Source organism: Natranaeroarchaeum aerophilus, assembly GCF_023638055.1.
GTDB classification, from domain to species: domain Archaea; phylum Halobacteriota; class Halobacteria; order Halobacteriales; family Natronoarchaeaceae; genus Natranaeroarchaeum; species Natranaeroarchaeum aerophilum.
In genome coordinates this window covers 73,221-86,711 of sequence record NZ_JAKRVY010000010.1, presented here as the reverse complement: position 1 = coordinate 86,711, position 13,491 = coordinate 73,221, and the positions used below count along the sequence as shown (strand labels likewise).

The 13,491-nt window shown below is 56.9% G+C and carries 11 protein-coding genes and 1 pseudogene; 8 read left to right on the top strand and 4 right to left on the bottom strand.

The features are described from left to right. Positions 1-37 precede the first annotated feature (37 nt). Together AArcSt11_RS14970 and AArcSt11_RS14965 are read right to left on the bottom strand one after the other, a co-directional pair. Positions 38-376, bottom strand: coding sequence for a DUF8112 family protein (locus AArcSt11_RS14970; protein ID WP_250598264.1), 339 nt, complete (start codon positions 374-376; stop codon positions 38-40). A 78-nt stretch (positions 377-454) separates the two neighbouring features. After that, entirely contained in the window at positions 455-1,534 is a 1,080-nt protein-coding gene (locus AArcSt11_RS14965) for a succinylglutamate desuccinylase/aspartoacylase family protein (protein WP_250598263.1), read from the bottom strand. Between the two features lie 99 nt (positions 1,535-1,633). Between AArcSt11_RS14965 and AArcSt11_RS14960 the strand changes: the two genes are divergently transcribed. Then, positions 1,634-2,965 (top strand): RimK family alpha-L-glutamate ligase, encoded by a 1,332-nt coding sequence (locus AArcSt11_RS14960; protein WP_250598262.1) that lies wholly within the window; start codon positions 1,634-1,636, stop codon positions 2,963-2,965. Here the strand turns inward: AArcSt11_RS14960 and AArcSt11_RS14955 are convergent, their stop codons facing one another. Both AArcSt11_RS14955 and AArcSt11_RS14950 read right to left on the bottom strand, forming a co-directional pair. After that, the gene (locus tag AArcSt11_RS14955; RefSeq protein ID WP_353617805.1) at positions 2,966-3,568 is read right to left on the bottom strand and encodes a DNA-3-methyladenine glycosylase family protein; all 603 of its coding nucleotides are present in this window, start codon (positions 3,566-3,568) and stop codon (positions 2,966-2,968) included. It lies immediately after the preceding gene. 48 nt (positions 3,569-3,616) lie between these two features. After that, positions 3,617-4,768: an acyl-CoA dehydrogenase family protein gene (locus tag AArcSt11_RS14950; protein ID WP_250598261.1), complete on the bottom strand. Its 1,152-nt coding sequence runs from the start codon at positions 4,766-4,768 to the stop codon at positions 3,617-3,619. 115 nt (positions 4,769-4,883) lie between these two features. On the opposite strand from AArcSt11_RS14950, the gene AArcSt11_RS14945 reads away from it, so the two are divergent. The 7 genes and pseudogenes from AArcSt11_RS14945 (at position 4,884) to AArcSt11_RS14920 (ending at position 13,476) form a co-directional block, all read left to right on the top strand. Continuing rightward, positions 4,884-6,854 (top strand): 3-hydroxyacyl-CoA dehydrogenase/enoyl-CoA hydratase family protein, encoded by a 1,971-nt coding sequence (locus AArcSt11_RS14945; protein WP_250598260.1) that lies wholly within the window; start codon positions 4,884-4,886, stop codon positions 6,852-6,854. 48 nt (positions 6,855-6,902) lie between these two features. Beyond that, complete coding sequence (locus AArcSt11_RS14940) at positions 6,903-7,598, top strand: hypothetical protein (protein WP_250598259.1); 696 nt, start codon at positions 6,903-6,905, stop codon at positions 7,596-7,598. A 112-nt stretch (positions 7,599-7,710) separates the two neighbouring features. After that, complete coding sequence (locus AArcSt11_RS14935) at positions 7,711-8,286, top strand: HalX domain-containing protein (protein WP_250598257.1); 576 nt, start codon at positions 7,711-7,713, stop codon at positions 8,284-8,286. 97 nt (positions 8,287-8,383) lie between these two features. Continuing rightward, positions 8,384-8,737: pseudogene (locus tag AArcSt11_RS17125) on the top strand (PKD domain-containing protein); the annotation flags it as partial. A 312-nt stretch (positions 8,738-9,049) separates the two neighbouring features. Further along, the gene (locus tag AArcSt11_RS14930) at positions 9,050-11,365 is read left to right on the top strand and encodes a hypothetical protein (RefSeq protein WP_250598255.1); all 2,316 of its coding nucleotides are present in this window, start codon (positions 9,050-9,052) and stop codon (positions 11,363-11,365) included. Positions 11,366-11,396: 31 nt separating this feature from the next. Further along, positions 11,397-12,299, top strand: coding sequence for a hypothetical protein (locus tag AArcSt11_RS14925; RefSeq protein ID WP_250598253.1), 903 nt, complete (start codon positions 11,397-11,399; stop codon positions 12,297-12,299). A 64-nt stretch (positions 12,300-12,363) separates the two neighbouring features. Further along, complete coding sequence (locus AArcSt11_RS14920; RefSeq protein ID WP_250598251.1) at positions 12,364-13,476, top strand: DUF7350 domain-containing protein; 1,113 nt, start codon at positions 12,364-12,366, stop codon at positions 13,474-13,476. Positions 13,477-13,491 lie beyond the last annotated feature (15 nt).

The window sequence follows — 13,491 nt, the reverse complement described above, 5'->3', positions numbered from 1 at the left end:
ATACTGCGCCCCCATGCATCGTGCATGGGGGCGTTTTTCATTTCGAACCGGGCGAGAGCCAGGTAGGATACACGCCGATCGGCTCCGGTTCGAGGAGTACAAGCCATGAGGATTGTGTGTGCGTATCTCGAACAGTACCGAGCTGTCCAGCTACGAGTGCAGTTCCGGGTGTATTGAGTGACTCCTGATGCCCACAGCGTTCACAGTGCAACCGACTGGGCGTCCACTCTTCGACCAGCGACTGCTGCTCGATCCGACTGCGTACCGGATGGCCCTCTTCGAGCTGTTGCTGACAGTTGTCACAGGTTGTTGTCGTCCCTTCTGCAACACGGACCCCGTCAATAACCTGTGAGAGCGGCGCAATCGTCGGGATCATCGCAGGTCCCTCGATGTGGCGTGTGGCGGTGCAACCATGACCCGGCGTTGGCCCGTGATCGGTTGAAAAGGTGTGGACCTAGAGGAACGACTCCCGGTTCGGATCGTACTGCTGCTGGCGTTCGACTGCGCGAAGCGTATCGGCGTCTAGCTCAACGAGGTGACAGAGAGGATTACCGGGATACACGACCGGGTTTTCGAGGACCCCGACGAGAATGCCAGTAAAGGGGGCTTTGACGGTCTCTGCACTGGTTTTGAACGGGTTCGAGATAGTACAGACCCGATCGCCTTCGTAGACAAGCGCACCTCGCTCGTGTTCCATATCGACGATACCGCCCACATCGGCCCGAAGCCAGGTCTTCTCGCTCTCCTCGCTGATGACCGTTCGCCAGCCCGGCCAGTGGACCGTACTCTCTGCGGAGAGACCGTATTCCGCGAGTACGCTGACGACGCCGTTCAGAGCACGGTTGATCAGGGGCCGCTGGAACCGGTGGGCTTCCCCCATCTCCACCGTAATCGTCGGTACACCGGCTTCACTCGCTTCGCGTCGGAGGGTGCCGCCTGGTCCTTCCGAGTCGAGGATAACGTTCGTGCTGAACGCGCGAGCAAGTCGTGCGACATCTTCGTCAGTCATGTCCGCGCGGGCGTGGAGCATGTTGGTTCGGCCTCGTGTGGAGGTGTGGAAGTCGAGGCCGAGGTCACAGGGCTCGATAAAGTGGTCGAAAATCCGTGCTGCGATGCGTCGGCCGCCGCTTCCCGTGTGGCTTCCGGGAAACGACCGATTGAGATCCCGGTCGTAGATCGGTAGATATCGTTGTTGCGCGAGAAAGCCGGGAACGTTGAGAACGGGAAGACAGACGAGGGTGCCGTTGAGATTGGAGTGATCCCAGTCGTGTGCTACTTCTCGGACGACCGCGATTCCATTGAGTTCATCGCCGTGGGCGGCCGCACTGAGAAACACTGTTGGTCCAGCACTAGGACCGTTGATAACAGTCACGGGAATGTTGACTGGATCACCCAGATACGTCTGGCTGACCTCGTGGTATAGGTACGCCCGTTCTCCGGGCTCGACGCGCCCGTCAGGGTAGATGAACGGGTCGCCAGACTCCTCAGCGGGATCGGCAAACCGCTCGACTGCTGTTCCGTCGCCGTTGATCATGCCCATACCAGTCCATACAAGGATATAAACGGCGCCCCCGGATTCGGCCGACGGAGCGATACCGGATAACGTTTTTATGCGGCTTCCGTACTCTGAGACATGGACAATGATCTAACTGTCGGCGTATTGAGTCTCCACAACAGCAAGGAGACGAAGGCAATTCTCAACGCCGTGGACGATCTGGGGTACGGGACCGAGTGGTTGCGGGCGGAGAACACGTCTGTCAGTATCGACGGGAGTGCAGTGTCGATCGAACCGGATGTCGACGTTGTAACGAACCGGCTGTTGCTCTCAAATACCCCACAGCCCTGCGAGGAGCTCGGTATTGCGAACGTCTTCAAGGAGACCCGGCCGATGCTGAACACGCCGGAGGCGACGATGACGGCGATGCACAAGTTCGCTGCTGCGACGACGCTCGCGGATGCAGGTGTTCCAGTCCCCGACGCGTTACTTGCACTGGGAAGTGATACGCTCACACGACGACGGGAGGAGTTCGGTGTGGAGGCAGTGTACAAGACGTCGATCGGAACCCACGGGGGCGGCACGTGGAAAGTCGGTCCCGAGGAGTCGGTCAACGCGATGGTCGGCAACCGGTATGCGTTCCTGCAGGATCTGATCGAACGGGACGGCGAGAAACATCGGGATCTGCGGGTCTACGTTGTCGGCGATGAGATCATCGGCGCGATGCACCGCTACGCGCCGGAGGGGGACTGGCGGACGAACGTCTCGCTTGGGGGCGACGTTCGAGACGCGACCGATCAGTTGACCAGCGAGATACGCGAGATCGTTCGGACTGCAACGGATGCGATCGGTCTCGACTACGCGGGGGTCGATCTGATCGAGGGCGCGGACGGCTGGTACGTGCTGGAGGTCAATCCCACAGCGGGGTTCAAGGGCTTCTTCGAGGCGACAGGTACCAGCCCCGCCCCATACATTGCAAAGCTGGCGGTCGAGCGGGCAGGCGGAACAGTCGATGATGATCTCGTCGAGTCGATTGCCCGGACGCTCGATGATTCGGTACCCGCCGCCAGACCACAGCCGTCCCACAGGGAACACGAAATCGTCCCGATCGGGTACACCGAGGAAGTGCTGGTCAGCGGGACGAGCGACTCGAAGACCGTCTACACCAAATCGGACACAGGTGCGACCCGAACGAGCATCGACACGAGCCTCGCCGCGGAGATCGGTGCGGGGCCGATAAAGAGCAAGATGCGGGTCAAATCTGGAAGCTCGAAACGGTCGAAAGTCAGGCCGATCGTCGATATCGTCGTCGGGGTCGGCGGGCGACGCCACACTGTTGCCGCAAACGTTGAGGATCGAAGCCATATGGAGTACCCTCTCTTGCTCGGACGAGATATTCTCGAACACTATCACGTCGACGTCTCCCGGCGTGCGGACGCTGACGACGACGAGGTCGAACTCGAAGAGTAACTAGTCGGACTCGTACGCTTGCCAGACGTACTTCGTTCCGTAACTCCGGTACGGACGCCAGACGTTCGCGATTTCGTGCATTTCGGTCCGGGTCATGGAACCGTCACCGTTGCCGTACAGTTCGTCGACTCCATTTCTGACCGCGAGATCACCAAGTGGCAGGACGTCTTCACGCCCGAGCACGAAGATGAGGTACATCCGGGCCGTCCACTCGCCGATGCCCCGGATTTCGGTGAGTGTCGCGACGATGTCTTCGTCAGAGCTGTCTTTGAGCCCGGATCGTGTGAAGTCCCCGCGACGGAACGCTTCGGCAGCCTCGCGCAGGTACTCCACTTTCTGTCGGCTTACGCCCGCATCGCGCAGCGCGTCCTGGTCGACAGCGAGCATCGCAGTCGGTGTGATCGGTTCCTCGAACAGCGAGACGACACGCTCTCTAACCGCGTTCGCGGAAGCGGTCGAGAGCTGTTGGTTGATAATCGAGACGACGAGGCGCTGGTACTCATTTTCTGCTGGCTCGACATGAACAGGACCGTGCTCGTCGATCAGGTCCGCCATGACAGGGTCATCACGCAAAACTGTCAGTGGGTCGCTCACATCCCGTATCCGGGGCTGTTCGGGTATAGCTCTCACGAAAACGGGGATCCGGGCCGATCAGAACCCTTTGCCGAGCAGTTCGCGCGCGATGATGTTCTTCTGGATCTCCGAGGTTCCCTCGTAGATCTGGGTGATCTTGGCGTCACGGTAGAGCCGTTCGACGTCGAAGTCGTTGACAAAGCCTGCGCCGCCGTGGATCTGGACGGCTTCGTCGGCGACGTCGACTGCGACCCGTGAGGAGTACTCCTTTGCCATCGATGCCAGCGCGGTGAGGTCGTCGTCCTCGTTGGTGACGCTCCAGGCGGACTTGTAGGTGAGCTGGCGTGCGGCCTCCGTTTTCGTGTGCATATCGGCGAGCTTGTGCTGGATTGCCTGGAACTCGCTGATGGACTTGCCAAACTGCTCGCGGTCCTGCGCGTACTCAAGGGCGCGCTCGCAGGCTCCCTTGGCGATACCGACGCCCTGTGCTGCGACCATGGTTCGGGTTTCGTCGAAGAACTGCATCAACTGGAGGAAGCCGGCTCCGCGGGTCCCGATGAGGTTCTCCTCGGGGACGCGTACGTCGTCGAATATCAGCTCGGCCGTGTCGGACGAGCGAATGCCGAGTTTCCCGGTGATCTTGTCGGCCTCGAAGCCGTCACGGTCGGACTCGACAAGAATCTGCGAGAATCCGGAGTAACGGTCGTCAACGTCGTCAGTCTTGCACATGACGACGAAGAAGTCACCCACGGTACCGTTAGTGATCCACATCTTGTTACCGTTGATCACCCATTCGTCTCCGTCCTTTTCGGCGCGCGTCGAGACGCTGGAAACGTCCGAACCGGTATCCGGTTCACTGATCGCTGCACCCATGATCGCCTCGCCTTCAGCGATCGGTTCGAGGTAGCGCTCTTTTTGATCCTCGGTTCCGTATTCCATAAGCGAGTCGGCCCCGAACGCGGCGCTTGTGATGCACAGGCCGATACCTGGATCGACGGCGAACAGCTCCTCGGTGATGATCGACATTTCGAGGGGCGTGTAGGCTGCCCCGCCGTACTCGACCGGGATGTGTGCCCCGGTCAGGCCCATCTTTGCGGCTTCGTCCATCACCTCGTGCGGGAACGTCTCCTCGACGTCGTGTTCCTTTGCAACCGGTGCGACCTCGTTTTCTGCGAACTTCCGTACCTCGTCGCGGATCGCTCGCTGTTCGTCTGAGAGCCCAAAGTCCATGGCTGATACATCTATCGTGATCAATAAGTATCTTTGTAACCTGAGATGAACTCAAAGATAGTTTATCAGGGTCGATAGGGAAACGTTAAACCTACTGGATGTAGACGTTTTCTTCATGGAGATTGACGATATCAACAGTATCACAGTTCTGGGTGCGGGTAACATGGGTCATGGAATCGCCGAAGTTGCGGCGCTCGCAGGATACGACGTAACGCTCCGTGATATCAACGAAGAGTTCGTCCAGAGCGGCTACGACGACATCGAGTGGAGCCTGAATAAACTCGCGGAAAAAGACCAGATCAGTCAGGAAGATGCCGACGCCGCGCTCGACCGTGTGACTCCGCTCGTCGACGTCGAAGAGTCGGTCACCGATGCCGATGTGGTCATTGAGGCCGTCCCCGAAAAGATGGGGATCAAGGAGGACGTCTACACGGAGGCCTCCGAGTACGCCCCAGACCAGGCGATTTTCGCGACCAATACGTCATCACTGTCGATCACCGACCTCTCCGAGTTCACCGACAACCCGGAGCAGTTCTGCGGGATGCACTTTTTCAACCCACCGGTCCGGATGCAGTTAGTCGAAGTAATCTCCGGCGAACACACCGACGAGGCGACGCTCGACGTTATCGAAGAACTGGCCGAAGACTTCGGAAAGACACCGGTACGGGTCCACAGGGACAGCCCCGGGTTCATCGTCAATCGCATTCTCGTCCCGCTGATGAACGAGGCCTGCTGGCTCGTCCACGAGGGCGAAGCGACGATCGAGGAAGTCGACAGCACGACCAAGTACGGCATGGGGCTGCCGATGGGTAGTTTCGAGCTAGGCGATCAGGTCGGCAACGACGTGAGCTATCACGTCCTCGAATACATGCACGACGTGCTCGGGGAGGCGTACGAGCCCTGCCCACTACTCGCCGAGAAGGTCGAGAACGAGGAGCTCGGCAAGAAGACCGGGAAGGGATTCTACGACTACGAGAACGGCGGTGCCGACGTCCCATCCGATCAGGTCAGTGAGTCGGTCAGCGATCGCCTGACTGCAGTAATGGCGAACGAAGTCGCGAATCTGATCGGTGGCGATGTCGCCGAGGCCGATGCCATCGACGAGGCGGTCATGCTCGGTGCTGGATTCCCGAATGGCCCGGCAAAGCTCGCTGACGATGTCGGTCTCGACCACTTGCTCGAGACACTCGAAGACGCGTACGAAGAGACGAGTGCTGCCAGGTACGAACCCGCAGACTACTTCGCCGAGGCTGCCGAGCAGGGCGGGTTCCACGGCGGCGGCGAAGACGACGACTCGTACGAGTTTGACACGATCAGCATCGAGACGTCCGACGATCGCGTCGGGACGATAACGCTCGATCGGCCCCACCGGATGAACACCATCAGCGGGGAGCTGCTCGACGAACTCGGCGAAGCAATCGAGCTGCTCGAAGCCGACGAAGAGGTGCGTTCAATCCTTCTCGTCGGTGCGGGTGAGAAGGCGTTCTCTGCCGGTGCGGACGTCCAGAGTATGGCCGGAAGCGGTGCAGATCCGATCGAAGCAGTCGAACTCTCTCGGAAGGGACAGCAGACCTTCGGGAAACTGGAGGATAGTGATCTCCCCGTCGTCGCCGGAATCGACGGCTACTGTCTCGGTGGGGGGATGGAACTCGCAACGTGTGCTGATCTTCGCGTCGCGAGCGAACGGTCACAGCTCGGGCAGCCGGAACACAATCTCGGACTGCTCCCGGGGTGGGGCGGAACCCAGCGACTCCAGCAGATCGTCGGCGAGGGGCGGGCGAAGGAGATAATCTTCACCGCCGAACGCTACGATCCCGAAACGATGGCCGACTATGGCTTCGTCAACGATGTTGTTGGAAACGACGAGTTGCGGGAGGAAGCTTACGACCTCGCGGCGGATCTCGCTGCCGGACCACCGATCGCCCAGCGCTACACCAAACGCGCAATGAAGAAGGGCTGGGAAGACGCCGAGGCGGGGCTAGAAATCGAAGCACAGGCCTTCGGTCACCTGATGGCAACTGACGATCTGATGGAAGGCGTCACTGCATTCATGAGCGATCGCGACCCCGAGTTCGAAGGAAAGTAGAACGCTGTTTCGGTGACTCTTTGAACGATCGGTAAAAACTACCGTTCGATGGCTTCCCAGGACCCGGTGACTGCTCTCGACTTTTTTGGCTCGATCAAGCCGTGGGGGCGGCTGGTCTACGACCAGATCATCATCGTCTCAGTTGTTAGCTTACTCGGCGTGCTGTTCATGTTTCCTGTTCTGACGATCGGCCCCGTCTGCCTTGCGGCAGTAATCACCATCTCCCGCTCGGTCCATCACCGCACGGAGATGGATTCGATATCCGACCGAAAACTTACCCGGATGTTCCTCAGCGAAATACGGGCTAACTTTCGTCGAGGGCTTTTGTTTTCGGGGCTCATTATACTCAGCGTCACGATCACAGTAGTGTACTTTACACTGGCGCTTGCCAGTGATTCGTTCGTTTTCTGGGTCGGTGCTGCGTTCGGGTTCTACACATTCCTGGCAATTGTTTTGCTCATGTTCCGAACCGGGTACGTTCTGTCACGTTCCACGGAGGATCTGGGCATTATTGACGCTGCACTGAACGGAATTGCAGTCGCAAAGTATGCACCCGGGTACAGTGCAATTCAGTATCTCTTCAGTGGGCTCGTGCTGGTCGTTATGATCGCGCTCCCGATCTTCGGTATGGTGCTTCTGGTGGGATCTCTCGCATTGCTCGAGATTACCGCCTACGAAACTATCGAGAACGATGGTGTGGAGCGGTTCCTCGATGTGGGGACTGACGCCGAAGCGGAAGAGTAATATATTTATTTATATAAAATATAGCCTACATACAGCCACGGCATTTATCACCCATTACCGCCATTCCCATACTGTGCACGAACACCGAACGTACCCCTAACCAAAATTGACTATGCCCGACCAACCTGTTGACATCCTCGTCGTAGACGACGAATCACGACTCGCCGATCTCTTTGCAGCCTGGCTCAAACCCGACTGGAACGTCGAAACGGCGTATGACGGCGAGAACGCTCTGGAAAAGATGCAAGACTCGGTCAAGATCGTACTCCTCGATCGCCGGATGCCGGGTCTCTCCGGTGACGAGGTCCTTGACGAGATACGTGACCGAGGATTCGATTGTCGTGTCGTCATGGTAACTGCTGTCGATCCCGACTTCGATATTATCGAAATGGGCTTCGATGACTATCTCGTCAAGCCAGTCTCCAAAGATGAGCTGATCGATGTTGTCGATCGGGTCCAGACTCGATCGAGCTACGAGGCTGATATCCAGCGGTACTACTCACTTGTCTCGAAAAAGTCCCTGCTCGAAACGGAAAAATCGGATCGTGAACTCGAAGCAAGCGAGGAATATACCGAACTCTGTGAACAGGTCGATGAACTCCGGGGGAGCGTTGACGAAACAGTCGCCGACCTTTCCGATCACAACGATTTTGTTGGCGCGTTTCAGGATCTCCCCGGTGAGAACTGACTAGCTGTCGGCACCTCGCTTTTCCTCTGTACTCACGACTGTTCAGTGTCTTCCACACCTTTTTATTCTATGCAGGAATTAAATCCTGCAAGAATAAATGAAATATACATACCTCGGAGTCGTTGTCCTCTGTATGCTCGGGATTGCGTGCGGTGGAGTCGGTCATGTTGCCGCCGGGAATTCGGGCGACAATGTCGACCCATTCGCGGAGGCAGGACTTGACCAAGAAGCCGACGTCGGACAGACAGTCTTTCTTGATGGGGCCGGGTCCTGGTCGCCTGCAGGAGAGATCGAGGAGTACAGGTGGGTGATCGAAACACCTGACGGAGCGACCTCGACACCAGTATGTTCTGACTGTGATCGGACCGAATTCGTTCCGGAACAGACGGGAGAGTACGCTGTCGAAGTAACCGTTACTGACGACCGTGGTAACACCGATACGGACACGATGTACGTCACTGTCGGGCGCGAACCGGCGCTCGATGTCTCCATCTCCGGAGATACGACACCTACAGTCGGCGAACAGTCATCATATACCGGAACTGTCGAGGCACCTCAGACCTCCATCGATACCGTCGAATGGCTTCTCGATGGGGACGTTGTCACCCCCGACGAAGACGCGGACGACGAGCTCAGGATGACCGAGACGTTTTCCTCGTCGGGAGATTACGTACTCAATCTTGTAGTTACTGACGACACTGGGCAGGTGGGTGAGGATGAACTCGTGGTTACCGCTCGGGGTGAGTCACAGTCCGGGCCATCGGTGTCCGTTGATGGCGATCAGCTGGTCACCGGCGAGCAGCCGCTCGAAGGGGAGTATCAACTTGCTGGAGCCGATGCCGTGGCAGCCGATTCTGTCCGTTGGTATGCTGGCGATGAGGTGGTTGGTGCTGGCACTGAAACCACTGTGGAGTGGGCGCCGGGCATACACGAGTTCTACGCTACGGTCGATCTCGATGGGGAGTCCCACCGTGCGACTTTCCCTGATGGGGACGAAGTGATCGCTGATCCTGCCCCCGAAATTGAACTCGACGTCGAGCGCAACGGAAACCACGTCAGCGGAACTGCAGTGGCAGCAGACGAGTTCGGTTCTCTGGATACCGTGTCAGTGTATGTTGGGGATGACGAAATAGCATCGACGACGCTCGATCAGGGGACCGACCGCTCACAACACGAGGAGACGTTTTCAGCAACGCTGCCTGATGATGGGTCTGAAACGCCCATTCGTGCAGTAGCCATGGACGATCGTGAGCAGGTGGCGACCGATTCGACGCAGCAGGGGCGGCCCGAGCTAGTTAGTGCAGAATTCGTTAATACGCCGGTTGACTCGTATCACGAACGCATCGACGAGGAGCGGTATACGGCTGTTCACGAGATGGTGATTGATTTGAATGGGGCGGATCCGGATGATGTAAAAAAACAACTGTCGGTTGAGCATAATGAGATCGTATTATTATTAGAAAATATTTCCTCGGAGTATGCCGTTGCACATGATCAACTTGTTGTCCAATCTTCTTGGGCTCGTGAGGATCCAGGGCAGTCCCCAATCACCATCGACGCACCATTTATCACTGAACAGACTGACAGTTTCTGGGTTGAGCACAGTCCACCAGAAGTGCACGTCGATATTGTTGATCCCGGGCAGGATTCGCACGACAGAGGATACAAATTGCGCGTCGACCCGAGCAGGTCGTTCGATCCAGATGGTTCAGAACTCTCGTTTCGGGTCGGTGACCGGGACCGGCTGTACCACAGTACTGACGAGATTGGGATCGAGTTTGACGATGTTCCAACATTGGTTGCAACTGATCGAGAAGGCTATTCGACATCCTATGAACTCGACCTCTACGACTTTTATGCTCCGGAAATCGAAAGCGTATCTGAGGTTTCAGAGGGGCCGTACGCATCGGGTGATCAGGTCCTGTTCGATGTTCAAACGGAAGGATATCAGATAGCCGCTCCGGAATACGATCTGAATACGCGGCTCAAGATCGAGAACGGTCAGGGCTCCGTTCAATTCTGGCGTGTTGTTGATCCGGACCCGTCTGTTGATGACACCAATGATGCAGCACGACAGGACGCCCTGAAATACTATACCGGTCGGGTAGCGGTCGAGATTGACTCATTTGCGGACGGTGAGTATCCGAGGTTGAGAGTCTCAAATACGGCGAGTCAGGATGGTAGCTCTATGAGACACCAAATCCCGGAGATTGAGGGGATCATGCCGGAACCGAAGAGTGTCGAGGTTGCAGATGTCGAATATACTGTCGAGGGATTCATGAGTGAACGGACTGCAACATCACCGAATGAGCGGGTCTCATTGGAACGGTCCGGGTATCAGGTGTCCGATTCATCGACAGAAACGGACACTGTCGAACTCGAAGAACGACATACGGATACGACTTATTCAACTGAGACCCGAACATTTAATCGGGAATCGGCACGCAATGGGTTCGTTTCGACACGGGTGGCTTGGACGGAGGCCGGGACAGACACGGAGTCCCGGACGACCAGAGAAACTGAATGGGTCGAGTCGATGGGCGACTCGTCGGGACGTTATACTGGCGAAACACGCCAAGTGTCAAAATATCCTCCACAAGTGTCCTCACCTACTACAGTAACGGAGTACAAATTCGCTGTCACGGCCCGAGAGACGGTTGATCTGTACGTAGCGGAGAACCAGACCGAAGATACGACGACCAGTTGGGTATCGGTGGGTGAAACCACGAACGTTGGATCCGCGTATCGGAGGGCTAACTCGAATCACGATATCCGAGTGGCATCAACTACGGAGACGACCACATGGGAACTCTCGAAGCTAGTCCATGACACGAAAACCGTAGATTCTTACGACGATCCCACGCGTGTGCAGGAGACCAGTGGTACAGTATCCGGTAATATGATCGAACAGCTACCCGCGGATAGTGCTCGCACCATGCGGCGATCGAAGATTGATGAGTTCTCGGTTGATGCTTCGGTTTCCGGACTACGATCGGAGTCGGCACTGATTGAGGCCGCTACTGACCCAGAGAGCAGCCTTGATCCCAACTGTAGTTCTGAGTACGAGGGGGTGTGTTGAAATGCGCCAACTCACATGTGCCATTTTGTTGATGATGTTCCTAACAGTTGTTTTTATAACTGGACTTGGTGGGATTGCGTCAGCAGATGATTGTGAAATAGTACACGACAGCACAAGCAATACTGAGAAGCTGGAAAGTACTGAAGATGATATTGAATATTTTATTTTAATTGATAAGGAACGGGAGTGTGGGACAATCCGTCTCTCTAATACAGGAGATGAATTAGGAATCGTACTGGCCTCCGTATTTGTCGATGATGAGGATATTCTAAATACGTCACCTGAATTAGAGCCCGGAGAGAAGTGGAGCACTACCTGGGATTTTAGTCAGAAGTACGATGTTACCAATGACACACATTCGGTCAGGGTATCTACAACTGGCCCGGATCTCGAAGCTGCAATAGAGAAAGATTTCGACCTTGCTGACCCAGATATTCCCGCACAACGGATTACGGATGTGGATCTGGATGAAGGCACTAACGAGGATGGGGAGCGAATCGCGGAGGCTATCGTGACGTTCGAGGATCCATCCCCGCACGGCCACGGGGGAGAAGTATTTGTACATACGGAGGAAACTCACGGCTCCGGAGAGCTAGCGCTCGTCCCGATGAGTGAGCAAACCGCCACGAGCAAGATAGAGCTAGATGACGACCCGGATGGCACGATTGAGGGTGAGATCCGATACAGTGCTGAAGGTGTTAATCAGGATGAAGGCGTTCGAGATCAGGTCTGGTTCCGTGGTGAAGTCGGGGGGGACGTGACGGTTCAGCGGCAGGAGTTTGAACCGGCGGAATATCCTGGTGAGGACGATGCGTATCGATATGACAGCGACGGCTCGGTACTGGAGTACATCCCACCTTCCGAACACTTGCTTGTCGGGGTAGTGCTCAGCGGGGTTTTGCCAATCGCTGTCATGCGCAGATACTGGAACTGAAACTCTGTCCTCGTTCGTCATACGGACCAGAAGTCGTAATAGTTCCTGCCCCCTTCGCTGAGGTATGAATCGGCGGACGCTACTGAAATCGGGGGCCGCGATCAGTGGTGCCGTTCTTGCTGGCTGTCTGAATACCTTCGAGACCGAGTCCGTCTGGCAGAGTGTCCCCGTTGTTGAGGACCGCCCGGACGCCGTGTATATGCCCGCTGGTGTCGAGGACATGGCGACGTACGGCATTGCCCACAGTGGCGACTACGGATTTGCGCTTCACTACACGTTCCCGCATCGGTTCTACAACGTCACTTCGAGCGGTATGGACCGCGTCGACGTTCAGGAATCGGATGCCATGCACCTGATGGTTACCGTCTGGGATCGTGAAACCGGGACGGTACTGCCGACCGAACTCCAGTTGGACCTGTATTCGGAGGGGACACTGGAGACGTCGTTCCGGCCGTGGCCGATGATCTCACAGCGGATGGGATTTCATTACGGCGACAATGTCCAACTCGATACCGAAGGAGGATACACCGCCGAGATTCAGGCAGCACCGATCGAGGCCCGGCCGGTCGGGGAGCTGGAGGGACTGTTCCAGAACGGTACGACCGTGGAAATCGACTTCGAGTACGCTGTCGATGACATCTACGACCTCTCGTTCGAGGAGTTCGATGAGGACGAGAGAGGACGCCGGGATGCCGTTCCGTTGATGCAACACGACAATCATGGTGACCACGATGGGCATGACGAGCATGAGGGACACGACATGCAAATGCCCATGTCGACCGTTCCGGCACCTGAATCGCTCCCCGGCCGTTTGCTGGGGACCGAGACCAGCGGTGATGCCGATATTGCGGTGAGTCTCATCGAATCCAACTCACGGTTCCATGAGCAGCCGTATCTCCTCGTCTCACCGCGTACGCCGTACAATCGGATACCGCTTCCCGAGATGTCGATCACAGCGACCGGATATCGGGATGGCGATGCGGTCTTCTCCGACGAGCCGCTGTCGGCGACACTCGACCACGATGTCGACTACCACTACGGATTGGCGGCTGATTCCCTCGATACAATTGAAACGATCCGACTCGACATCACGTCGGATCCCCGCGTGTCGCGCCACGACGGCTATGAAACTGCGTTTCTGGATATGGACTCAACCGAGTTCACAGTCCTCGAGTAGGTCCGAACAGTCTTC